Below are 23,630 nucleotides of genomic sequence, written 5' to 3'. Positions count from 1 at the left end.
GGTTATCCACAGGGGGTGTGGACGAGTGGCCCACGACTGTGGAGAAGTGCCGCAAACCTGTGGACGCCCCTGTGGAAAGCCCTGTGGATAACCAGACCATCGATCCACCGTCAACCCGCTGACCTGCGCTTCCCCCGTCCCGGGCCTGTGCATGAGAAATTCTTCACACGGAGCCGGGTGGCGGTGGACACACACCCGGACGGCGCAGTCGCTCGCTCGTACGAGTAAGCGGCACCTGGCCCTGGCGTCACTTACCTGTGGATGAGTAGCCTGGAGCCCATGACCCTCACCACCGACCGCCGTCGGCACGACCGCGAGATCCTCGCCCTCGCCGTCCCCGCCTTCGGCGCCCTGGTCGCCGAGCCGCTCTTCCTGATGGCCGACTCGGCGATCGTGGGCCACCTCGGCACCGCCCAGCTGGCCGGCGTCGGCGTGGCCTCGGCCGCCCTCACCACCGCCACCGGGGTCTTCGTCTTCCTCGCCTACGCCACCACCGCCGCGGTCGCCCGCCGGATCGGCGCCGGGGACCGCCGGGCCGCGATCCAGCAGGGCATCGACGGCATCTGGCTGGCCCTGGCGCTCTCCGCCGGAGTCGTCGCGCTGACCCTGCTGCTCGCCCCCCAGGTCGCCGACGTGCTCGGTGCCTCCCCGACGGCCGCCCCGTACGCCGTGACGTACCTGCGGATCAGCGCGCTCGGCATCCCGGCGATCCTCATGGTGATGGCCGCCACCGGGGTGCTGCGCGGCCTCCAGGACACCCGGACGCCGCTCTACGTGGCCGTCGCCGGGTTCGCCGCCAACCTCGGGCTGAACGCCGGACTGGTGTACGGCGCCGGGCTCGGGGTGGCCGGTTCGGCCTGGGGCACGGTGATCGCCCAGACCGGCATGGCCGCCGTCTACGTGTTCGTGGTGGTCCGCGGCGCCCGCCGGGAGCAGGCCTCGCTGCGGCCGGACGCGGCCGGGATACGGGCGAGCGCCAGGGCCGGCGGGCCGCTGGTGGTCCGCACCCTGAGCCTGCGTGCCGTCCTGATGATCGCCACCGCGGTGGCCGCCGGGCTCGGCGACGACGAGATCGCCGCGCACCAGATCGCCATGACGGTCTTCCTGTTCATCGCCTTCGCGCTGGACGCCATCGCGATCGCCGGCCAGGCCATCATCGGCCGCTACCTGGGCGCCGGGGACGTGCCGGGCACCCGGGCCGCCACCCGGCGGATGATCGAGTGGGGCATCGGCTCCGGCGTGCTGCTGGGCCTGCTGGTGGTGGTCGCCCGGCCGCTGTACGTCCCGCTGTTCACCCCTGACCCGGCGGTGCAGCACCAGCTGAACACCGTCCTGCTGCTGCTCGCGCTCTGCCAGCCGGTCTCCGGCCTGGTCTACGTGCTGGACGGCGTGCTGATGGGCGCCGGGGACGGCCCGTTCCTGGCCTGGGCGATGCTCGGCACGCTGGCGGTCTTCGCGCCCGCCGCGCTCGCCGTTCCGTCCAGCGGCACCGGGCTCGCCGGGCTCTGGTGGGCGATGAACCTCTTCATGCTGGTCCGCGGCGGCTTCCTGGCCTGGCGGGCCCGCGGCGGCCGGTGGCTGGTCACCGGCGCCGTGCGGAGCTGACCGGCGCCGCCCGGCGGACGACCGAGGGCCGGCCTCCCGGGAAGGGGGACCGGCCCTCGGGCCACTGCTACGGAGCTGACGCTACCGGTGCGTGGTCGTGGCTCAGGCGGCGACGACGGCGATGTCCAGGTTGGCCTGGACGTCCGAGTGCAGCTTGACCGAGACCTTGTGGGTGCCCACGGTCTTGATCGGCGAGGCGATCGCGACGGCGCGCTTGTCGACCGACGGGCCGCCGGCGGCCTTGATGGCCTCGACGACGTCGGCCTGGGTCACCGAGCCGAACAGACGGCCGGCCTCGCCCGAGCGGACGGCCAGCTTGACCTGGACGCCCTCCAGCTTGCCCTTGACCTCGTTCGCGGCCTCGAGGGTCTGGATCTCGTGGATCTTGCGGGCGCGACGGATGGCGTCGACGTCCTTCTGGCCGCCCTTGGTCCAGCGGATGGCGTAGCCACGCGGAACCAGGTAGTTGCGGGCGTAGCCGTCCTTGACCTCGACGACCTCGCCGGCCGAGCCCAGGCCCGGCACCTCGTGGGTGAGGATGATCTTCATTGTTCGGTCACCCTCTCTTAGCGCGCGGTGCTGGTGTAGGGCAGCAGCGCCATCTCACGGCTGTTCTTCACGGCCGTGGCGACGTCGCGCTGGTGCTGGGTGCAGTTGCCGGTGACCCGGCGGGCACGGATCTTGCCGCGGTCGGAGATGAACTTCCGCAGCAGGTTCGTGTCCTTGTAGTCAACGTAGTTGACCTTGTCCTTGCAGAAGACGCAAACCTTCTTCTTCGGCTTGCGAGCAGGCGGCTTCGCCATTGTGTGCTCCATTGGGGTTCACGGCCGGGCGGGTGTCTCGCGACACCCGCGACCGGGCCGCACGAAATCTGTCAGCTCTTAGAACGGGGGCTCTTCCGAGAAGCCGCCACCGGACGGGGCACCCCAGCCGCCGCCACCCTGGTTGCCACCAGAGGGAGCGCTGGACGCCCACGGGTCGTCGGAGGGGCCGGACTGGCCGCCGCCGGAGTTGCCACCCCAGCTGCCGCCCTGCTGGCCGCCACCGCCGCCGCCGCCCCAGCCACCGCCCTGGCCGCCGCCCTGCGGGCCGCCGCCGAAGCCGCCGCCCTGGGGGCCGCCGGACCGGTTGGCCCGGGTGACCTTCGCGGTCGCCGAACGCAGGCTCGGGCCGACCTCGTCGACCTCGACCTCGAAGACCGTCCGCTTCTCGCCTTCCTTGGTCTCGTAAGACCGCTGGCGCAGCCGGCCCTGCACGATGACGCGCATGCCGCGCTGGAGCGACTCGGCCACGTTCTCCGCCGGCTGCCGCCAGACGTTGCACGTGAGGAAGAGGCTCTCGCCGTCCTTCCACTCGTTCGTCTGACGGTCGAAGGTGCGGGGAGTGGACGCGATGCGGAACTTCGCGACCGCCGCACCCGACGGGGTGAAGCGCAGCTCGGGGTCGTCGACGAGATTGCCGACGAGGGTGATGACGGTCTCGCCTGCCATGGTGGTGATGACCTCTCGGGAAGATGTCCGTTCACCGCTGTTTCACGTGAAACAGCGGTCGCGAGCTACCCGAGACCCGAAGGCCTCAGAGGTGGCTCAGTGGGTGTCCGGGCGCAGGACCTTGGTCCGCAGAACCGACTCGCTCAGGCCGAGCTGGCGGTCGAGCTCCTTGACGACCTCAGGCGTGGCCTGCAGGTCGATGACCGAGTAGATGCCCTCGGACTGCTTGTTGATCTCGTAGGCCAGACGGCGGCGACCCCAGGTGTCGATCTTCTCGACCTTGCCACCCGCGTTGCGGACGACAGCCATGAAGCTCTCGATCAGGGGGGAAACGGCGCGCTCCTCGACCGAGGGGTCGAGGATCACCATCACCTCGTAGTGACGCATGAGTAACCCACCTCCTTTGGACTCAGCGGCCACGGTCTCTCCGTGGCAGGAGGGTTGTGCAGCGTCGGCACCGGAGCAGTGACGACACCGGCCACCGTAGCGGCCGGGTCGGACAGCCCGTCCCCGTTCACCCGGAAGAGGGCAGAGGAGGGCACAACTACACCAGTGCAGACGACACACCCTACCCGCACCCGGACGGACGAACAAAACGCATAGGGGTTGTGAGACCCGCCCAACCGCCGCAATCTGGACGGAACGGGTTCCCCGCCCGTTCGTCTCCACGCCAGGAGGTGGGACTCATGGCCCAGACCGTCCACCGCATGCCCGCCCTCACCCTGAACACCGACGGACACCCGCACCCGCGGGAGAACACCCTGGTCGGCGTCACCGCCGTGCTGGGCGCGATCTCCTTCATCACGTCGTTCTTCCACAACCTGCATCTGCTGACCTCGTGGACCGGCCTGTTCGGGATCGTCACCGGCCTGCTGGGGATGTACATCTCCGTCACCACGGCCGAGCGCTTCGTCCTGATGATCACGCTCGGCGCCTCGGCGATCGGCTTCTACCTCGGCATCGCACGCGGCGGTCTGTGGGGTTAGCCCCACCACCCCGAGGAACCCCCGGCGCCCCCGTGGCGTACTTGTCTTCAGACGGACGGGTACGCGGCGGGGGCGCCGCCGTGCCCGCGGTCGACGGGACCCCGGACGATAGGGTCACCCCGAGAAGACGGGGCCCACCGCAGCCCGACCGACGAGGAGCACCGAGCATGAGCCTGCGCCTGAGGACGATCACCCGCGAGGAGCACCTCGCCTTCATCAGGAGCCGCGCCTCGGCGAGCCACATGCAGGTGCCGTCCTGGGGCGACGTGAAGGCCGAGTGGCGCTCCGAGTCCATCGGCTGGTTCGACGAGGCCAACCAGCTCGTCGGCGCCGGCCTGGTGCTCTACCGGCAGCTGCCCAAGCTCAAGCGCTACCTGGCCTACCTGCCCGAGGGCCCGGTGATCGACTGGTTCGACCGCGACCTCGACCGCTGGCTGCAGCCGATGCTGGCGCACCTGAAGTCCCAGGGCGCCTTCTCGGTGAAGATGGGCCCGCCGGTGGTCATCCGCCGCTGGAACGCCCCGACCATCAAGGAGGCCATCGCCGCCAAGCAGGCCAAGCGCCTGCGCGACATCGAGGCCGACTGGTACGAGCCGCGCGCCTTCGAGGTCGCCGACCGGCTGCGCAAGGCCGGCTGGCTGCAGGGCGAGGACGGCGGCGCCGGCTTCGGCGACGTCCAGCCGCGCTACGTCTTCCAGGTGCCGCTGGCCAACCGCTCGCTGGACGACATCCAGAAGGGCTTCAACCAGCTCTGGCGCCGCAACATCAAGAAGGCCGAGAAGAGCGGCGTCGAGGTGGTCCAGGGCGGCTACGACGAGCTGCCGGTCTTCCACCAGCTCTACCTGGTGACCGCCGAGCGCGACAAGTTCACCCCGCGCCCGCTGGCCTACTTCCAGCGCATGTGGAAGGCCCTCACCGCCGAGGACCCGAACCGCATGCGGCTGTACATCGCCTACCACGAGGGCGAGCCGCTGGCCGCGACCACGATGCTGGTCGTCGGCGAGCACGTCTGGTACTCCTACGGCGCCTCGGCCAACCACAAGCGCGAGGTCAAGCCGTCGAACGCGATCCAGTGGCGGATGATGCGCGACTCCTACGCCCTGGGCGGCGGGGTGTACGACCTGCGCGGCATCTCCGACACCCTGGACGAGAACGACCACCTGTTCGGCCTGATCCAGTTCAAGGTCGGCACCGGCGGCCAGGCCGCCGAGTACCTCGGCGAGTGGGACTTCCCGCTCAACAAGCTGCTGCACAAGGCCCTCGACCTCTACATGTCGCGCCGCTGAGCAGCCCTCGCCGAGCCACCGAGCAGCCGTGCCCAACACCCTCTGGGAGATGACCCGATGACGCTGTCGCTCTATCTCGACACCGAACGCTGGCGCACCCACCAGCGCTCCGTGCTGGCCGAGTTCCCCGGCCTGGTGCCGGTGGCGAAGGGCAACGGCTACGGATTGGGCAACCACCGCCTGGCCGAGGAGGCGACCCTCCTCGGCACCGGCGTGCTGGCGGTCGGCACCGCGTACGAGGCGGCCGACGCAGCCGACTGGTACGGCGGCGAGCTGCTGGTGCTCACCCCCTACCGGGTGGGCGAGGAGGCGCTGCCGCTGCCGCACGCCCGGGTGATCCGGACCGTGGCGAGCGTGGACGGCCTGCGGGCGCTGCACGGCGCCCGGGTGGTGGTGGAGTGCATGACCACCATGCGCCGGCACGGCGTCTCGGCGGCCGACCTCACCACGGTCGCCGCCGAGCTGGACGGCGTCCACTTCGAGGGCCTCGCGCTGCACCTGCCGATGGACCGGCCGGACGGCTCCAGCCCGGTCGAGGAGGTCGCGTACTGGGTGGAGACCGCCCGGGCGGCCGGCATCCCGGTGCACACCGTGTTCGTCAGCCACCTCGGCGCGGCGGGCATGGAGCAGCTGGCCGAGCGCTTCCCGGACACCGTCTTCCGGGCCCGGATCGGCACCCGGCTCTGGCTGGGCGACCACGGTGCGCTGGAGGTCCGGGCGACGGTGCTGGACGTCACCCCGGTGCAGAAGGGCGACCGCTACGGCTACCGCCAGCACCCGGCGCCGTCCGACGGCCACCTGGTGGTGGTGGCCGGCGGCACCGCGCACGGCATCGGCCTGGAGGCGCCCAAGTACGTGCAGGGCATGTCCTCGCGTGCCAAGGGCATCGCCCGGGCCGGTCTGGCGACGGTCAACAAGACGAAGTCGCCGTACCACTGGGCCGGCAAGCAGCTCTGGTTCGCCGAGCCGCCGCACATGCAGGTCTCGCTGCTCTTCCTGGACGGGGAGGCCAAGCCGCCGGCGGTCGGCGACGAGCTCGGCCTGCAGGTGCGGCACACCACCACGCACTTCGACCGCGTGGTGGACCGCTGACCCCCGCCGGTCAGTCCTTGGCGGCCGGTTCCGCGGCGGGCGGCTCATCGAGCCACCCCTCGGGGCCGGCCGGCGCGTACCCGGCGTAGCTCTCCTCCTCGCGCAGCCGGCGGGCGGTGCCGAGCACGAAGACGTCCGGGGCGCCGTCGAGCACCCCGCCGGACGGGTCGTCACTGCCGTCCCAGCGCACCGGGTCGCGGTCCGGCAGCAGGATGTCCCGGATCACCATGCCGACCAGGTACAGCGTGCCGAGCAGGTGCAGCACGATCGCGAAGTGGTACCAGGACTCGCCGATGCCGTGCTGCTTGGCCCCGGTGACGAAGCCCAGGTGGGACCAGATGCCCAGGGTGTAGAGCACCTCGCAGGCCTGCCAGATCAGGAAGTCCCGCCAGCGCGGCCGGGCCAGCACCGCGAGCGGCAGCAGCCAGAGCACGTACTGCGGCGAGTACACCTTGTTGAACACCACGAACGCGGCCACCACCAGGAAGGCCAGCTGGACCACCCGCGGCCGGCGCGGCGCCGCGAGGCCGAGCCACGCTATCCCCGCACAGCTCAGCACCATCAGGATGGCGATGAAGGTGTCGAGGTTGGCCAGCCCGACGCCCCGGTTCTGCATGAGGACCAGCCACAGCGAGCCGTAGTCCTCGGTGCGGTGCTTGCTGAAGACGTAGAAGGTCGACCAGCCCTGCCAGTTGGCCATCATGATCGGCAGGTTGACCAGCAGCCAGGTCCCGACGGCGCCGCCGAGCAGGGCCCGCAGGTCGCGGGTGCGGCCGGCCCGCCAGCAGAGCACCACCAGCGGGCCGAGCAGCAGCACCGGGTAGAGCTTGGCCGCGGTGGCCAGGCCGATGAACACGCCGGCCCAGACCGGCCGCGAGCCGGACCACCAGGCCAGCGCGACGGCGGCCAGCGCGACGGCCAGCAGGTCCCAGTTGACGGTGGCGTTGAGCAGCAGGACCGGCGCCAGGGCGAACATCAGCGCGTCCCAGGGGCGGCGCCGGTGGGTGCGGGAGAGCGCGACCACGGCGACCACCGCGCAGGCCATCAGCAGGCCGGCGTTGATCGTCCAGAACCACCGCTCCTGGTCCTGCAGGGCGCCGCCGCCGGGCGTCAGCCAGGCCGCGATCTGCATGAACAGACCGGTCAGCACCGGGTACTCGAGGAACTGGAGGTCACCGGTGGTGCCCGGGATCCGGTCCACGTACGGGTGCAGGCCGGCCGCGAAGCCGCGTCCGGAGAACAGGTGCGGGATGTCGCTGTAGCAGGCGTGCACGTACTGCGGCGAGCCGGGCTGGAACCAGGCGGCGTCGTAGCAGGGCAGCTTCTGCGCCATGCCCAGCACCGAGACCACGATCACCACCAGCGCCAGGAAGCGCGCCGGGATCCACCAGGAGACGCCGAGCAGCGCGCGCCGTCCGGGCGGGCCGCCGATCACCTCGCTGCCGGCCGCCGCGACCGGATCCTCGTCCGCGGGCACCACCACGGTGTTGGCCTGCGGACCGGCCGGCGGTGCGGGAGAGGCCTCTTCGTCACGAACGCTGGACGTCATGGCGGACATCCTGCCGCACCCCGGCCGCCCGTACGAGGAGGCCCCTGGCCCTTTTCCGCGGGCGGGCGGCGACGGCCTGCGCCGCCGGGCGGCGCGGTACCGGCACGAACCGCTCCGAATACGGCGAAACGGCGGTGGGGGGGGGGGGGGGGGCGCCCCCCCCCGGGGGCGGGGGGCCCCCCCCCCCCCCCCCCCCCCCCCCCGCCCCCGGGGGGGGGGCCGCCCCCCCCCCCCCCCCACCGCCGTTTGTCGAGTCACCGTCCTGCGGGGCCGTCTACGGGGCCGCCGCGTTGCCGCCGCCCGAGGTGGCCGTGGCCGACCCGCTGGGCTTGGGCGTCTTGGTGCCTCCGGTGCCGCCCGCCCCGCCGGCGCCGCCACCCGGATCGGTGGTCGCCGGCGGCGTGGGCGTGGTGCAGCCGATCGGGCCGAGCAGGCAGGTCGGCGAGGGGCTGGTGCCGCCGGTGCCGCCACCGCCCGTGCCGCCTCCGGTGCCACCTCCGCCGGTACCGCCGGTACCGCCGCCGTTGCTGCCGCCGCCGGGGTTCGGGTTGGTCTTGGTCGGCGCCGGCGCGGTGGGCACGGTGCCCGGGCAGTCGACGCCGGGGACGCAGGCCGGTCCCTGGGTGGCCGGCGGCTGGGTCGGCTGGCCGGCGTTCGGGTCGGCCGGGGCGGTGGGCCCGGTCTCGGTCGAGGTCGGCGTCGGCGTGGCGCTCGCCGTGCTGGGCGCGCCCGAGGAGTCGACCTGCGAGCCGACCGGCTGCGGGGTCGGGAAGTCCAGCTTCTTCTCGTTGGCCAGCGCGGCCTTCATGTACCGGGTGAAGACGTCCGCCGGGACGTCTCCACCGTGCACCGAGTCCTTGCCGCCGGTGCCGTTGAGCGAGAGCCGCCCGGGGTGGGCGGCGTCCTCGCGCCACATCGCGACGCTGGTGGTCAGCTGCGGGGTGTAGCCCACCCACCAGGCCGACTTGCCCTCGTCGGTGGTACCGGTCTTGCCGGCCACCGGGCGGCCCAGGGTGTTGGTCTTCTTACCGGTACCGTTCTTCGCCACGTTCACCAGCACGTCGGTGATGTTGTCGGCGACGGCCGGCTCCAGCGCCTGCTTGGTCTCGTGCTTGCCGAAGCCGGGCCGCTCCTTGCCGTCCATCAGCACCTTGGTGACCGAGTACGGGTCGGCCTGCTTGCCGCTGGCGGCGAAGGTCGCGTAGGCGTCGGCCATCCGGATCGGGCTGATGGTGGAGACGCCGAGCGGGAAGGTGGCGGTCTTCACCTCCTTCTCCAGGTTCTCCTTGCGGATGCCCATCGCCTCGGCGATCTGCATCACGTTCTCGCCGCCGACGTCCTGGTTCAGCTGCACGAAGGGGACGTTGTAGGAGTACTGCATGGCCATCCGCAGCGAGACGTAGCCGCGCTTGCCCTTCTCCTCGTTCTTCTGGCGGTAGGGCTTGCCCTCGTCCCCCATCACCAGCGAGCCGTCCGGCTTGCGGATCTCCGACATGTCGTCGGAGAGGTAGCGGCTGTCGGCGTTGATCCGCTTCGGCTTGCCCTTGTCGTCGGTCGCGGTCAGCACGCCGGTCTGCATGGCGGTGGCCAGCACGAAGGGCTTGAAGGTCGAGCCGACCTGGACGCCCTGGGCGTCGGCGTTGTTGTCGTGGTGGCCGTTCTCCACGCCGTCACCGCCGTAGATGGCGACGATCGCCCCGTCGTTGGGGACCACGCTGGCCGCGCCGAACTGGACGAAGTTGTCGTTGTCCGGACGCTTCTGCGGGTTCAGGGTCTCGGCCTTGACCTCGTCGACGGCCTTCTTCAGGGCGTCGACCTTGTCCTTCTGGAAGGTCGTGTAGATCTTGAAGCCGCCCTTGTCGATCGCCCGCTGGTCGATCGACGAATCCTTGGCCATGACGAACTTGTTGGCGGTCTCGACCAGGTAGCTGATCTGGCCGTTCATGTTGGCCGGCGGGACCTGCTTGATCGGCTGGGGGAAGGCGGTGCACTTCGCCCGCTCCTCGGGGGTGGTGTTCTTGGTCTCCACCATCCGGTTGAGGATCCAGGTCCAGCGCTCCTCGGCGCGGGCCTGGTTGTCCTTGATCGTCGGGTCGTAGTACGACGCGCCCTTGAGCAGGCCGGCCAGCATGGCGCTCTGGCACAGGTCGAGATCCTTGGCGTTGACGCCGTAGTACGCCTGGGCGGCGGCCTGGGCGCCGGTCGCGCCGCGGCCGAACCAGCTGGTGTTCAGGTAGCCCTTGAGGATCTCGGGCTTCTCGAACTCCTGATTGACCTTCAGGGTGATGAAGAACTCCTTCACCTTGCGCGAGAGCGTCTGCTCCTGCGTCAGGTAGGCGTTCTTCACGTACTGCTGGGTGATCGTCGAGGCGCCCTGGGTCTCGCCGCCCTTGGCCATGTTGATGACGGCGCGCATCATGCCCTTGGGGTCGATGCCGCTGTCGGTGCGGAAGGTCGCGTTCTCCGCCGCGATGACCGCGTTCTGCAGGTTGGGCGAGATGTCCGCGAGCTCGACGATCTGCCGGTTGGTCTCGCCCTTGCGGGCCATCTCGGTGCCGTCGGCCCAGAAGTAGATGTTGTTCTGGTCGTTGACCAGGGCGTTCAGCTTGGGGATCTCGGTCGTCTGGTAGACGTAGAAGACCGAGCCCACGCAGGCCGCGACGAAGAGCAGCACCGCGCTCAGCCACTGCCGCCAGGACGGCAGCCAGCGGCGGAAGCCCTGCTTGCCGAAGCGCGGGTAGTCGATGAACCGCTTCTTGCCGGGGCCGGAGCCGGCCGAGCCGACCGGGCCGGCCGCCGCCGCGCCGCCGGTGGCCGCCGCACCGCGCCGACCGCCCTTCTGGGCCGCCTTGCGCATCTCGGCGCGGGTCATCCGGGGCTGCTGGGCGGTGTCCCGCCCGCCCTGCGGGCGGCGCCGGCCGAGGCCCTCCGAGCCGATCTCGTCGGGCTCGGCGCCCGCCTCGCGCCCGCTGTCTCCGCCCGGGGGACGACCGTCGCCGCCTGGCGACCTGCGTCGTCGTTCGCTCATGTTCCAGCTACTCCTCGCCAGGCCGGTCGAGCCTGAAGGCAGGGTCCACGTCCGATGCCCGCAACCGACCTAACCCCGGAGGTGGTCCTCGTGCACACGCGACAGCGTACGCAGCTCGGAAACCGACCTAATCGGGCATCAATCGCCAATAGCCACAAAACGGCGGCAGATCATTACACGCCCGTTGCCAACCCTGCCCGCGCGTCGGCTTGTGATCACATTCACGCGCGCCCCCCTTGCCCGTTCGGAGACCCAGGTTTACTGTTCTCGATATATCGAGCCGATACATCGGAGCGACATACCGCCGAAGGAGGCGGGTCGCGGACCGGCCGGGGAAGGGAGGACGACGGCAGTGGGCAGGCGCTCAGGAGTGCTGGAGTTCGCCGTTCTCGGGCTGCTCCATGACGCCCCGATGCACGGGTACGAGCTGCGCAAGCGGCTCAACGTCCTGCTCGGTTCGTTCCGCGCGTTCTCCTACGGGACGCTCTACCCCTGCCTGAAGAGCCTGGTGGCGCAGGGTTTCCTGGTCGAGGACAACCCGGACGTCGAGTACGTCCCGGCCACCGCGCTCAACGGCAAGCGGTCCAAGATCGTCTACCGGCTCTCCGCCGAGGGCAAGCAGCGGTTCGAGGAACTGCTCGCCGACTCCGGCCCGGACGCCTGGGAGGACGAGCACTTCGGCGTGCACTTCGCCTTCTTCGGCCAGACCGACCGGGCCGTGCGGATGCGCGTGCTGGAGGGCCGCCGCAGCCGGCTGGAGGAGCGCCTGGAGCGGATGCGCAACTCGCTCGCCCGTGCCCGCGAGCGGTTCGACGACTACACCGTCGAGCTGCAGCGGCACGGACTGGAGTCGGTGGAGCGCGAGGTCCGCTGGCTCAACGAGCTGATCGAGACCGAGCGGGCCAACCGCACCGGCCGGACCGGATCGTCGGCCGGCGCGACCGGATCCGCAGTACCCAAGACTTCGGACGGCCGAGGCGAGGAGGACGGGTCCGCGGACCCGCCCGGGCCACCGTACGACCGCCCGGGGCGCTCCGACCAGGAGCGCTGACACCGCGTCAGCCCTGTGCCGCGCGGCAGGAGTGGGCGCGCACGCGCCCGTCAAGCAGTCATCGAAGAAGCAGGACGAGCCCCGCCGACCCTCGGCGGCGCTCATGAGATCACAGGGAGCAACCGGAATGGGTTCGGTTCGCGTAGCCATCGTGGGTGTGGGCAACTGCGCCACGTCGCTGGTGCAGGGTGTCGAGTACTACAAGGACGCCGACCCGGCCGGCAAGGTCCCCGGGCTGATGCACGTCCAGTTCGGTGACTACCACGTCCGTGACGTGGAGTTCGTCGCCGCCTTCGACGTCGACGCCAAGAAGGTCGGCCAGGACCTCGCGCACGCCATCACGGCGTCCGAGAACAACACCATCAAGATCTGCGACGTGCCGCCGACCGGCATCACCGTCCAGCGCGGCCACACCTTCGACGGCCTGGGCAAGTACTACCGGGAGACCATCGAGGAGTCGGACGAGACCCCGGTCGACGTCGTCCAGGCCCTGAAGGACGCCCAGGTCGACGTCCTGGTCTGCTACCTGCCGGTCGGTTCCGAGCAGGCCGCCAAGTTCTACGCCCAGTGCGCCATCGACGCCAAGGTCGCCTTCGTGAACGCCCTCCCGGTGTTCATCGCCGGCACCAAGGAGTGGGCGGACAAGTTCACCGAGGCCGGCGTGCCGATCGTCGGTGACGACATCAAGTCCCAGGTCGGCGCCACCATCACGCACCGCGTGATGGCCAAGCTGTTCGAGGACCGCGGTGTCGTCCTCGAGCGCACCATGCAGCTGAACGTCGGCGGCAACATGGACTTCAAGAACATGCTCGAGCGCGAGCGCCTGGAGTCCAAGAAGATCTCCAAGACCCAGGCCGTCACCTCGCAGATCCGCGACCGCGAGCTGGGCTCCAACAACGTCCACATCGGCCCCTCGGACTACGTGGCCTGGCTGGACGACCGCAAGTGGGCCTACGTCCGCCTGGAGGGTCGCGCGTTCGGCGACGTCCCGCTGAACCTGGAGTACAAGCTCGAGGTCTGGGACTCCCCGAACTCCGCCGGTGTCATCATCGACGCCGTGCGCGCCGCGAAGATCGCCAAGGACCGCGGCATCGGCGGCCCGATCCTCTCCGCCTCCTCGTACTTCATGAAGTCCCCGCCGGTCCAGTACTTCGACGACGAGGCCCGCGAGAACGTCGAGAAGTTCATCCGCGGCGAGGTCGAGCGCTGAACCTGAGCACCTCCGGGCACTGAGCCCGGTCCCGCTCCGGCACCGGACGGGCCCACGGTCGTCGACCGTGGGCCCGTTCACCTTCCGCCGTCGAATGTTTCACGTGAAACACCGGCCCGTTCCATGGCACTCTGGGCACGTGGCGATCACCGAGAACGGCAGTACCCACCGTGCCGCGCACCGCGCCACGCTCCTCGACCTGCTCCGCGGCCGCGACTTCCGCCGGCTGCTGACCGCCCGGGTGCTGTCCCAGCTCTCCGACGGCGTCTTCCAGGTCTCGCTGGCCGCCTACGTCGTCTTCTCCCCGGAGAAGCAGTCCTCGCCCGCCGACATCGCCTCGGTGCTGGCCGTGATGCTGCTGCCGTTCTCGGTGATCGGCCCCTTCGCCGGGGTCCTGCTGGACCGCTGGCGCCGCCGCCAGGTGCTCTACCTGGGCAACCTGGCCCGCTTCGGCCTCGGCCTGGTCACCGGCGCACTCCTCCTGGTCCAGGCCCCGACCTGGCTCTTCTTCGCCTCCGCGCTGCTGGTCACCGCGCTCAACCGGTTCATCCTGGCCGGCCTCTCGGCGGCCCTGCCCCGGGTGGTGCGCGGCGAGCAGCTGGTCACCGCCAACGCCCTCTCCCCCACCCTGGGCACCGTCGCGGCCGCCTGCGGCGGCGGTCTCGGCTTCCTGCTGCACCAGACGATGGCCCCCGGGCCGCGGGCCGACGCCGCCCTGGTCTCGCTCGCCGCCTTCCTCTACCTCTCCGCCGCGCTGGCGGCGCTGCGGATGGACCGGGACCTGCTCGGCCCCGAGCACCACCCGGACCGGCCGGCCCTCGGCCAGGCGCTGGCCCAGGCCGCCCGCGAGCTGAAGGCCGCCGTCGTCCACCTGGTGCGCGACCGCCGTCCGGCGGCCCACGCGCTGGCCGCCGTGACCGCGGCCCGGTTCTGCTACGGCGTGCTGATCGTGGTCGTGGTGATGCTCGCCCGGTACACCTTCAACGACCCCGCCGACAGCGCGGCCGGACTGGCCACCCTGGGGCAGGCGGTCGGCCTCTCCGCCGCCGGGTTCTTCATCGCCGCGGTGATCAGCCCCTGGTGCAGCCGGCGGCTCGGGCTGGCCGGCTGGATGACGCTCTGCCTGGCCGCGCCGGTGATCTTCGTGCCCGCGCTGGGCCTCGACTTCCGCCCGGTGCCCTGCCTGATCGCGGCGCTGCTGCTCGGCGTGGTCACCCAGGGCACCAAGATCTGCGCCGACACCGTGGTGCAGGAGTCGGTCGAGGACGCCTACCGGGGCCGGGTCTTCGCCATCTACGACGTGCTCTTCAACGTCGCCTTCGTGGCCGCCGCCCTGGTGACCGCGCTGGTGCTGCCGCTCTCCGGACGCTCGGTGGCGGTCGTCCTGGGCGTGGCCCTGGTGTACGCCGCCTCGGCTGTGCTCTATCTGCGCGCCGCCCGCCGCACCGGTCCGCTCCCCGGCGACCGGGCCCGCTGAACGCCGCCCGCCGGACCGGGCGGCGGCCCCTGCGCCCCGGGAGCGTCGGCGCGAGTCGCTAAGGTACGTCAGATCTGTCGCAGCGACAGCGTTCAGCCTCGGGGGACAATCTGATGAGCACACCGCCGTCTCCGTATGGGCCGCCGCAGGCGTACGGCCCCGCGCCGGGCCCGCAGCCCTACGGCGCACCCGGTCCGGGGACCGTCGCGCCGCCGCCTCCGCCCGGCTACGGCCACCCGGCCGCCCAGGCCGCGCCCCCGTACCCGCACCCGCCGTACCCGGCGCAGTCCTACCCGCCGGCCCCCTACGGCCAGCCCTCGCCGCACGGCTACCCGCCGGCCGCCCCGGTCCCGCCCGGCGCCCCGGCCGCGAAGGGCCGCGGCAAGGCCCGGCTGAAGGCGGCCGGCCTGGTCCTGGGCGCCCTCGCGCTGATCGTCGGCTACTTCGTCAGCGGTCCGAGCGTCAGCGGCGCCAAGGCCGGCGACTGCGTCAAGGCCAGTGGCTCGCGCGACGTCTCGGTGGTCACGTGCACCGACGGCAAGGCGAACTACAAGGTGCTGGCGAAGTACGACTCCACCACCGACACCACCCGGTGCCGCGCCACCGCGGGCACCACCAGCACCGTCTCGGGCAAGAGCGGCCGCCGCTGGAACAAGAAGCGGTACGTGCTCTGCCTCGGCCCGCTCACCGGCGTCCCGCCGGTCAAGAAGTCCTGACCCGCCCGACCGTCCTTCCGGGGGATCCCCTTGTCCGTTCCGCCACCCCAGCTGCCGTACGGCTCGACGCCGCCCGCCGACGGCGCCAACCCGTACGCCACCGGCAACCCGTACGCCGCCGCCCCGGCCCCGCAGCCGCCGGCCGCCCCCGCGCCGGCCGGCTACGGCTACCCGGCCGCCCCGCCGCCGGCCGCCCCGCCCGGGTACGGCACGCCCGCCCAGGCCGCGCCCGGCGGCTACGCCTACCCGCCGCAGGCCGGGGGCTACCCGGCGCCGGCCGGCTACGCCTACCAGGGCGGGCCGGTCTGCCGGTTCTGCGGCGGTTTCCCGGCCGTCGACACCACCGTCCGGGGCCACCAGGGCATCATCGTCATCATGCGGTTCCTGAAGCAGCCGGGACCGTTCTGCCGCACCTGCGGCACCGCGGTGGTCCGCGACATGTCGGCCCGCACCCTGGTCCAGGGCTGGTGGAGCTACCTCTCCGGGATCTTCACCGTGGTCACCCTGCTGCGGAACCTCGCCGCCCACAACCGGATCAAGGACCTGCCGCCGCCGGCGCCCGGCACCCACGGACCGCAGCTCGACCCGGGCGTGCCGCTCACCAAGCGCCCGCACATCTTCATGCTGCTGCTGCCGGTGCTCGGGATCGGCTCGACGATCGTCCTGATCGCGGCCGGGGCGTTCCTCGGCGCCCGGCACGACGACGACCCGTACCGGCCGCTGGTGCTGCCCACGCCCACCACGGTGACCATCCCCGCGCCGACCTTCCCGCCGGCCCACTCGCCGAGCTTCTCGCTGCCGCCGGCCCCGGCACCGACGATCACCCTGCCGACGCCGTCCGCCACCTCCAAGGTGCCCAGCGACATCGACTTCGCCAAGGCCGGCGACTGCCTGCGCAACGAGAACGGCACCGCGGCCACCCACGACGCCAGCCCGCGGATCACCATGCTGCCCTGCACCGACACCCGGGCGCAGTACAAGGTGATCAAGAAGGTCTACGCGACCAGCGACAACGAGAAGGCCTGCGACAACGTCGAGGGCACCGAGAGCACCTTCACCCGGTCCTCCAGCACCGAGGCGCTCAGCTTCGTCCTCTGCCTGAAGAAGCTCTGAGCCCGGCGGACGGCGCGGGGGCGGCCCCGGGTTCCCCCCGGGACCGCCCCCGCCCGCCACCGCCCGTCCTACGGCTGGGCGTCCCACCAGGCGCGCAGCGCGGCCACCGCCGCGTCGTGCTCCATCGGGCCGTGCTCCAGCCGCAGCTCCAGCATGTGCTTGTACGCCTTGCCGACCATCGGGCCGGGCTTGAGGTCGAGCAGCTCCATGATCTGGTTGCCGTCCAGCGCGGGGCGGACGGCGTCCAGCTCCTCCTGCGCCCTGAGCTCGCCGATCCGCTCCTCCAGCCCGTCGTAGGTGCGGGAGAGCGCGGCCGCCTTCTTCCTGTTCCGGGTGGTGCAGTCCGAGCGGGTCAGCTTGTGCAGCCGCTCCAGCAGCGGGCCGGCGTCAGTGATGTAGCGGCGCACCGCCGAGTCGGTCCACTCGCCGCCGCCGTAGCCGTGGAACCGCAGGTGCAGCTCGACCAGGCGCGAGACGTCCTCGGTGAGTTCCTTCGAGTACTTCAGCTCGCGCATCCGCTTGCGGGTCATCTTGGCGCCGACCACCTCGTGGTGGTGGAAGGAGACCCGGCCGTCCGACTCGAAGCGGCGGGTGCGCGGCTTGCCGATGTCGTGCAGCAGCGCGGCCAGCCTCAGGGTGAGGTCCGGGCCGTCCTGCTCCAGGCCGACGGCCTGCTCCAGGACGGTCAGCGAGTGCTCGTAGACGTCCTTGTGCCGGTGGTGCTCGTCGCGCTCCAGGCGCAGCTCGGGCAGCTCGGGCAGCACGTGGCCGGCCAACCCGGTGTCGACCAGCAGCCGCAGGCCCTTGACCGGGTGCTCGGCCAGCAGCAGCTTGTTCAGCTCGGCCTGGACCCGCTCGGCGGAGACGATGGCGATCCGGTCGGCCATCGCGCTCATCGCCGCGACCACCTCGGGGGCCGGGTCGAAGTCCAGCTGGGCGGCGAACCGGGCGGCCCGCATCATCCGCAGCGGGTCGTCGGAGAAGGACTCCTCGGGGGTGGCTGGGGTGCGCAGCACCCGGGCCTCCAGGTCCTCCAGGCCGTGGTGCGGGTCGACGAAGCCGCGGCCGGGCAGGTCGACGGCCATCGCGTTGACCGAGAAGTCGCGGCGGACCAGGTCCTCCTCGATGGTGTCGCCGTAGGTCACCTCGGGCTTGCGGGAGGTGCGGTCGTACGCCTCGGAGCGGTAGGTGGTGATCTCGATCAGGAAGGAGCCCTGCGGGGTGTCCTTGCGCGCGCCGACCGTGCCGAAGGCGATGCCGACGTCCCAGACCGCGTCGGCCCACCCGCGCACGAGCTTGAGCACCTGCTCCGGGCGGGCGTCGGTGGTGAAGTCCAGGTCGTTGCCGAGCCGGCCCAGCAGGGCGTCCCGGACCGAGCCGCCGACCAGTGCGAGCCGGTGACCGGCCGCCTGGAAGCGGCGGGCGATCTCGTCGGCGACCGGGGACACCCGCAGCAGTTCCTGGAGGCCCAGGGCCTGGGCCTCGCTCAGGCCGGGGACGACCTGGGCGGCGGAACTGGAATGATGGGCGCCGGTCAGGTGGGCGGTGGGCTCATTGGCAGTGGACACGGCTCACAAGGGTACGTGGCCCGGCGGCCCCGTCGCCCGCGCGTTTCCACCCGCTCACTCCCCGGCCCGCAACACCGCTCCCCTCACCACATCGTTACCATGCCGGTGGAACGAGTCCGGGGCACCGTCGGCGGGCCGCGGTGCCGTGCGCCGTCATGGCCGCGCGCGCGGCGGACGACCACAGGTTCTTCACGGCTGATCCTCACGGCATCCCCCACGGCCGGCGGAACATCCGCAGCAGCACGGCACCAGCAGCAGCAGCGATCGAGAACGGCGAGGGCGAACCCGTGAGCGAGGGCGGACCGCGTGAGTGAGCCGGCACGGTACCCGGGACAGCAGGCGGACCGACGCCGTGGACGGGTCCTGCAACGAACCGCCCGGCGGTTGGCCGGCGCGCTCGGCGCCGCGCTGGTGCTCGCCGGGACGCTGCCCGGCTTCCCGGCGGCCGCGGCCGGCGGATCGCGCCCGGCCGCCGACGCGACGGTCAGCGCCGAGTACCCGGTGACGCTGACCATCGAGTCGGTGAACAAGCCGGTGGCCGTCCCGAACGGCATCGTGACCGTCTCCGGGCACGTCACCAACGGCGGGAAGTCCGTCCTCAAGTCGGCGCACGCGACGGTCCGCAAGCCCTGGGCGGGCAAGCCGCTCACCACCCGCAGCGAGCTCGCCGGGGTGGTCACCCGGACCAGCCCGCAGGGGTCGGACGGCATCTCGCTGGACAGCCCGCAGTACGCGCTGAACGAGCTCGGCCCCGGCCAGAGCCAGCCGTACACGCTGAGCGTCGCCGTCGCCGACCTGCAGCTCTCCACCGAGGGCGTGTACGAGCTGGCGGTGGACGTCTGGGGCTCGACCGTCGACAACCAGCGCGACCGGCCGCTGGGCATCGCCCGGACCTTCCTGCCGTACAACCCGACCAACCAGCCCGAGGCCCTGCCGTCCAAGGTCACCACCCTCTGGCCGCTGGTGCACGCCCCGGTGCTGGTCGCGCAGACCCTCTCCGAGGGCGACCAGACCGTCCCGGTGCTGCGCGACGACAGCCTGGCCGCCGAGTTCGCGCCCGGCGGGCGGCTGTACGCGCTGGTCGAGACCGGCTCCTCGCTGACCGGGCTGACCTGGGTGGTGGACCCGGACCTGCTGGACACCGCGTTCGCGATGACCAAGGACTACCGGGTGCAGAAGCCCGGCACGGAGGGCCACGCGGCCAAGGACGAGAACACCGTCCGCGGCACCGGCACGGCCGCCGCCACGGCCTGGCTGGAGAAGCTGCGGGGCGCCGTCGCCAAGCCGGGCAGCCAGGTGGTGGCGCTGCCCTACGCCGACCCGGACCTCGCCTCGATCGCGCACAACGCCCCCGAGCTGGAGGGCATCGACACCGCGCTCGGCAAGGCGGCCACCGCCGGCCGGCTGACCGTCGAGGGCCGGCTCTCGGTGGACACCCGCGCCGACGTCGCCTGGCCCTACGGCGGCTACCTGGACCAGCGGATCGCCTCGGTCGCCCAGCGCGCCGGCGCCGGCCTGGTGCTGGTGAACGGTGCGAGCATGCCCGAGCCGGACGGGCTGAAGTACACCCCCACGGCCCCCCGGCCGATCGGCAACGGCCAGACCGCCGTGGTCGCCGACCAGGTGATCTCCTCGCTGTTCGAGGAGGACCCGGCGACCCCGCAGGACCAGACGCTGGCCGTGCAGCGGTTCCTCGCCGAGACCTTCGTGATCTCCCGGCAGGAGCCGCAGAACCAGCGCGGGCTGCTCGTCATGCCGCCGCGCGAGCTCTCCGCCGGCACCGCCAAGGTGCTGGCCACCGCCCTCCAGACCGCGCAGGACGGCAAGTGGGTGGAGCCGGTCAAGCTGGACGCGCTCGCCCAGTCGGCGCCCGACCCGAAGGCCAACACGGCCGTCCCGGCGGCCACCGACTACCCGGCCCGGGTCCGCGACTCGGAGCTGCCCGCCACCGCGCTGACCGCCACCACCCGGATCCAGGCCGACCTGGACACCCTGATGCGGGTGCTGACCCTGCCGCAGCGGGTGCGCGGGCCGTTCAGCGCGGCCATGGTCCGCTCGCTGTCCACCGAGTGGCGCAGCCAGGCGCCGGCCGGCAGCGTCTACCGCGACGGCGTGCAGAGCTACCTCGACGAGCTCACCGGCGCGGTGAAGGTGCCGCCGAAGCGGGTCATCACCTTCGCCGGTGACACCGGTGTGCTCCAGGTCAGCGTCCGCAACGACCTGACCCAGACGGTCACCAACCTCAAGCTGGTGCTGAGCCCGAGCCAGCCCAACCGGCTCCGGGTCGAGATGCCCGCGGAGGAGCTGGTGCTGCCCGCCTCGCAGAGCGTCACGCTGCGCTTCCCGGCCGAGGCGAAGAACAACGGGACCGTGGGCATGACCGCCCAGCTGTACACCACCGGGCCCGACCCGCAGCCGTACGGCGAACCGGTGCACTTCACCGTGGAGGTCACCTCGGTGACCAACGGCGTGCTGTACGTCTTCGGCGGCGGCCTGGTGCTGCTCCTGCTCGCGGCCCTGCGGTTCGTCCGCCAGCGCAAGCGGCGGGTGGCGCACGACGACGAGGGCGACGCGCCGCTCGCCCCGGCCGACGAACCGGACGCCGGACCGGACGCCGGACCCGGGAACGGACCGGACGCCGGAGCGGCGGACGGACCGGACGCCGGAGCGGCGGACGGGACGGCGGCCGGACCGGACGACCTCGGCGGTGCCGGTGGAACCGTGCGGACACCGCGCGACAGCCGCGCGGATGGCGGGGATCGGGCCACCAGTGATGAGAAGGTTGGTCCTTGACACCGCCGACACCGCCCGACCCCGGGGCGGCCTCCCCCACGACAGCGAAGAGGTGACATGACCGGGCGCAGCGAGGAGCGGCCTCCGGGCCGCGGAGAGGTCCGTCCGGGCGCCGAGTCGCCGTCCGGCGACTGGTACGTGGCCGACACCTACGCCCAGGACCCGTACGCGGCCGACGCGTACCAGGGCGGTCCCGGCGAGCAGGACCCGTACGGCCTGCGGGCCCCCCGGCCCGCGGCGCCGCAGCAGCCGGTCGCCGCGTACGACGTGCCGCCGCAGCTGCCGCCGCACGGCGGCGACTACCCGGCGCCGGTGCCGCCGACGCCGTTCGCGCCGCCGGTGCCGCCGGTGCAGCCCGGCTGGGACACCCCGGCGCAGGCCGGCTGGCGCGAGGACCTGCCCCCGCAGGCCGCCGCCCCCGCGGGGCCGTCCGCCCCGCAGGGTCCGGCCGCGCCCGCCGGGGGCTGGGGCGGCCAACCGCAGTGGCAGCCCGGCCCGGCGCACTCCGCCTGGGACTCGGAGTCCACCGAGTACGTCGGGGTGGACGCGCTGTTCGGCGGGAACCAGGTGACCGCCGAGGTGCCCCGCCCGCCGGCCCAGCAGCCTCCCGTCCAGCAGCCCCCCGTCCAGCAGCCGCCGGCCGACCGGCCGACCCCCGCAGCGGGCCGGCCCGCCCCGGCCGCGCCGTTCCCCCCGGCCGGCGCGTACCCGGGTCAGCACGGGCCGCAGCCGCCGTACGGACCCGGCCCCGGCCCCCACCCCGGCCCCCACCCCGGCGGCCACGGCGCGGACGGACACCGTCCCTTCGTGCCGCCGATCGAGTTCGACCCGCCGCTCGCCGAGGACGAGGCCACCATGCAGGTGGCCGCCGTGCAGCTGCCGCCCGCGGTGGAGCCGCTCGCCGACCTCGCGGCCGAGGAGCAGTCCGCCCCGGCCTCCCCCCAGGAGAGCGCCGGCCGGACGTCCGGCGGCGGCAAGGTCGCCTCGCTGCTGAACTCCAGTGCGATCATGGCGGCCGGCACCCTGGTCTCCCGGGGCACCGGCTTCCTGCGCACCATGGTGATCGCCGGCGCGATCGGCATCGCCGTGATGGGCGACTCCTACAACGCCGCCAACACCCTGCCGACCCTGCTCTACATCCTGATCGGCGGCGGCGCGCTGAACGCCGTCTTCGTGCCGCAGCTGGTCCGCAGCATGAAGAACGACGCGGACGGCGGCACCGCCTACGCCAACCGGCTGCTCACCCTGGTGATGGTCGGCCTGGCCGGCGTGGTCTTCCTGGCCGTGCTCGGGGCACCGCTGCTCGTCCAGCTGATCGCCCACCCGATGATGGAGACCCCGGAGCGCGCGGACACCACCGTGGCCCTGGCCCGGTACTGCCTGCCCAGCATCTTCTTCATGGGCATCCACGTGGTGATGGGCCAGATCCTCAACGCCCGCGGCCGGTTCGGCGCGATGATGTGGACCCCGGTCCTCAACAACATCGTGGTGGTCTTCACCTTCGGCGCCTACATCTGGGTGTACGGCGGCTTCGACAGCACCCACGTCACCCCGGAGACCATCACCCCCGAGGGCGTCCGGCTGCTCGGCATCGGCACCCTGGTGGGCCTCGCCGTGCAGGCGCTGGCGATGGTCCCGTACCTGCGGGCGGCCGACTTCTCCTTCCGTCCGCGCTTCGACTGGCGCGGCCACGGCCTGGGCAAGGCGGCCCGGCTGGCCAAGTGGACGTTCTTCTTCGTGCTCGCCAACCAGGCCGGCTACCTGGTCATCACCCAGCTGGCCACCGCCGCCGGCAGCGACGCCGAGGCGGGCGGCCACGGCGGTGTCGGCCTCGCGGCCTTCTCCAACGCCCTGCTGATCTGGCAGCTCCCGCAGGCCGTCATCACCGTCTCGATCATGAGCGCGGTGCTGCCCCGGCTGTCCCGCGCGGCCGCCGACGAGGACGCCGGCGCCGTGCGCGACGACCTCTCCTACGGGCTGCGCAGCACGGCCGTCGCGGTCGTCCCGGCGGCGTTCCTCTTCCTCTCGCTCGGCCCGGCCATCGGCCAGGCCATCTACGCGGTGGGCGGCGGCGACACCGCCCTGGACAACGCCCGCAACGTGGGCCTGATGCTCTCCGCCTTCGCCCTGGGCCTGATCCCCTACTCGGCGCAGTACGTGATGCTCCGCGGCTTCTACGCCTACGAGGACACCCGCACGCCGTTCTCCAACACCGTCTGGGTGGCCGCCTGCCAGGCCGGCTTCTCGCTGCTCTGCTGGGTGCTGCTGCCGGCCGAGTGGACGGTCATCGGGATGGCGCTCGGCTACGGCCTCGCGTACGCCGTCGGGGTGACGGTCGCGCTGCCCAAGCTGAAGAAGAAGATCGGCGGCCTGGACACCAAGCGGATCGGCAAGACCTACTCGCGGCTCGCCACGGCCTCCGTCCCGGCCGCCCTGGTGGGCCTGGGCGCCAGCCTCGCGGTCACCCGGGTGGTCGGCGGCTGGGCCGGGGCGGTGCTGACCGTCGTGGTGGCCGGCGGACTCCAGCTGGCCGTCTTCGTGCTGATCGCGAAGCGGCTGCGGATCGAGGAACTGAACGCCATGCTGGGTATGGTGCGCGGCCGACTGGGCCGCTGACCCGGCATCGGGCCGCCGCGCTCCCCGGACCGTCCCGTGCAGGGGATATC

The 23,630-nt window shown here is 72.3% G+C and carries 18 protein-coding genes; 11 read left to right on the top strand and 7 right to left on the bottom strand.

Going from position 1 to position 23,630, the window contains the following annotated elements; translation table 11 throughout:
* Positions 1 to 279 precede the first annotated feature (279 nt).
* Positions 280 to 1,605, top strand: coding sequence for an MATE family efflux transporter (locus tag ACFC0B_RS17610; protein WP_376086716.1), 1,326 nt, complete (start codon positions 280 to 282; stop codon positions 1,603 to 1,605).
* A 102-nt stretch (positions 1,606 to 1,707) separates the two neighbouring features.
* Here the strand turns inward: ACFC0B_RS17610 and rplI are convergent, their stop codons facing one another.
* The 4 genes from rplI to rpsF all read right to left on the bottom strand — a co-directional run bounded on the left by rplI (position 1,708) and on the right by rpsF (position 3,482).
* Positions 1,708 to 2,154: a 50S ribosomal protein L9 gene (rplI, locus tag ACFC0B_RS17605; protein WP_355362547.1), complete on the bottom strand. Its 447-nt coding sequence runs from the start codon at positions 2,152 to 2,154 to the stop codon at positions 1,708 to 1,710.
* 17 nt (positions 2,155 to 2,171) lie between these two features.
* On the bottom strand, positions 2,172 to 2,408 hold the full coding sequence (gene rpsR / locus ACFC0B_RS17600; protein WP_030304537.1) for a 30S ribosomal protein S18: 237 nt from the start codon (positions 2,406 to 2,408) through the stop codon (positions 2,172 to 2,174).
* Between the two features lie 78 nt (positions 2,409 to 2,486).
* Complete coding sequence (locus ACFC0B_RS17595) at positions 2,487 to 3,095, bottom strand: single-stranded DNA-binding protein (RefSeq protein ID WP_376086715.1); 609 nt, start codon at positions 3,093 to 3,095, stop codon at positions 2,487 to 2,489.
* A gap of 96 nt (positions 3,096 to 3,191) precedes the next feature.
* Positions 3,192 to 3,482 (bottom strand): 30S ribosomal protein S6, encoded by a 291-nt coding sequence (rpsF, locus tag ACFC0B_RS17590; protein WP_350570360.1) that lies wholly within the window; start codon positions 3,480 to 3,482, stop codon positions 3,192 to 3,194.
* 299 nt (positions 3,483 to 3,781) lie between these two features.
* Here rpsF and ACFC0B_RS17585 point away from each other — a divergent pair, with 299 nt between their 5' ends.
* The 3 genes from ACFC0B_RS17585 to ACFC0B_RS17575 all read left to right on the top strand — a co-directional run bounded on the left by ACFC0B_RS17585 (position 3,782) and on the right by ACFC0B_RS17575 (position 6,459).
* A complete protein-coding gene (locus tag ACFC0B_RS17585) occupies positions 3,782 to 4,081 on the top strand; it encodes a hypothetical protein (RefSeq protein ID WP_376086714.1) in 300 nt (99 codons plus the stop codon).
* A gap of 167 nt (positions 4,082 to 4,248) precedes the next feature.
* The gene (locus tag ACFC0B_RS17580) at positions 4,249 to 5,367 is read left to right on the top strand and encodes a lipid II:glycine glycyltransferase FemX (RefSeq protein WP_376086713.1); all 1,119 of its coding nucleotides are present in this window, start codon (positions 4,249 to 4,251) and stop codon (positions 5,365 to 5,367) included.
* A gap of 57 nt (positions 5,368 to 5,424) precedes the next feature.
* Positions 5,425 to 6,459: an alanine racemase gene (locus ACFC0B_RS17575; RefSeq protein WP_376086712.1), complete on the top strand. Its 1,035-nt coding sequence runs from the start codon at positions 5,425 to 5,427 to the stop codon at positions 6,457 to 6,459.
* Between the two features lie 10 nt (positions 6,460 to 6,469).
* Here the strand turns inward: ACFC0B_RS17575 and ACFC0B_RS17570 are convergent, their stop codons facing one another.
* Positions 6,470 to 8,008, bottom strand: a complete 1,539-nt coding sequence (locus ACFC0B_RS17570) for a glycosyltransferase family 87 protein (protein ID WP_376086711.1) — start codon at positions 8,006 to 8,008, stop codon at positions 6,470 to 6,472.
* Positions 8,009 to 8,282: 274 nt separating this feature from the next.
* Positions 8,283 to 11,036 (bottom strand): transglycosylase domain-containing protein, encoded by a 2,754-nt coding sequence (locus ACFC0B_RS17565; RefSeq protein ID WP_376086710.1) that lies wholly within the window; start codon positions 11,034 to 11,036, stop codon positions 8,283 to 8,285.
* Between the two features lie 352 nt (positions 11,037 to 11,388).
* Here ACFC0B_RS17565 and ACFC0B_RS17560 point away from each other — a divergent pair, with 352 nt between their 5' ends.
* The 5 genes from ACFC0B_RS17560 to ACFC0B_RS17540 all read left to right on the top strand — a co-directional run bounded on the left by ACFC0B_RS17560 (position 11,389) and on the right by ACFC0B_RS17540 (position 16,603).
* Positions 11,389 to 12,087: a helix-turn-helix transcriptional regulator gene (locus ACFC0B_RS17560; RefSeq protein WP_376086709.1), complete on the top strand. Its 699-nt coding sequence runs from the start codon at positions 11,389 to 11,391 to the stop codon at positions 12,085 to 12,087.
* Positions 12,088 to 12,214: 127 nt separating this feature from the next.
* Positions 12,215 to 13,297: an inositol-3-phosphate synthase gene (locus ACFC0B_RS17555; RefSeq protein WP_376086708.1), complete on the top strand. Its 1,083-nt coding sequence runs from the start codon at positions 12,215 to 12,217 to the stop codon at positions 13,295 to 13,297.
* 139 nt (positions 13,298 to 13,436) lie between these two features.
* On the top strand, positions 13,437 to 14,774 hold the full coding sequence (locus tag ACFC0B_RS17550) for an MFS transporter (RefSeq protein ID WP_376086707.1): 1,338 nt from the start codon (positions 13,437 to 13,439) through the stop codon (positions 14,772 to 14,774).
* A gap of 113 nt (positions 14,775 to 14,887) precedes the next feature.
* Entirely contained in the window at positions 14,888 to 15,490 is a 603-nt protein-coding gene (locus ACFC0B_RS17545) for a hypothetical protein (RefSeq protein WP_376086706.1), read from the top strand.
* A 30-nt stretch (positions 15,491 to 15,520) separates the two neighbouring features.
* A complete protein-coding gene (locus tag ACFC0B_RS17540) occupies positions 15,521 to 16,603 on the top strand; it encodes a hypothetical protein (protein WP_376086705.1) in 1,083 nt (360 codons plus the stop codon).
* A gap of 68 nt (positions 16,604 to 16,671) precedes the next feature.
* On the opposite strand, the gene ACFC0B_RS17535 is transcribed toward ACFC0B_RS17540, so the two are convergent.
* Positions 16,672 to 18,093 (bottom strand): CCA tRNA nucleotidyltransferase, encoded by a 1,422-nt coding sequence (locus tag ACFC0B_RS17535; protein WP_376086962.1) that lies wholly within the window; start codon positions 18,091 to 18,093, stop codon positions 16,672 to 16,674.
* A gap of 462 nt (positions 18,094 to 18,555) precedes the next feature.
* Here ACFC0B_RS17535 and ACFC0B_RS17530 point away from each other — a divergent pair, with 462 nt between their 5' ends.
* Together ACFC0B_RS17530 and murJ are read left to right on the top strand one after the other, a co-directional pair.
* Positions 18,556 to 20,964 carry a DUF6049 family protein gene (locus ACFC0B_RS17530; RefSeq protein ID WP_376086704.1) on the top strand — a complete coding sequence of 803 codons (2,409 nt, stop codon included), beginning with the start codon at positions 18,556 to 18,558 and terminating at the stop codon, positions 20,962 to 20,964.
* A 57-nt stretch (positions 20,965 to 21,021) separates the two neighbouring features.
* Positions 21,022 to 23,580, top strand: coding sequence for a murein biosynthesis integral membrane protein MurJ (murJ, locus tag ACFC0B_RS17525; RefSeq protein WP_376086703.1), 2,559 nt, complete (start codon positions 21,022 to 21,024; stop codon positions 23,578 to 23,580).
* The last annotated feature ends 50 nt before the right edge of the window (positions 23,581 to 23,630 follow it).

This window comes from Kitasatospora sp. NPDC056184 (assembly GCF_042268405.1).
Lineage (GTDB): Bacteria > Actinomycetota > Actinomycetes > Streptomycetales > Streptomycetaceae > Kitasatospora.
This window is presented reverse-complemented; position numbering and strand designations above follow the sequence as displayed.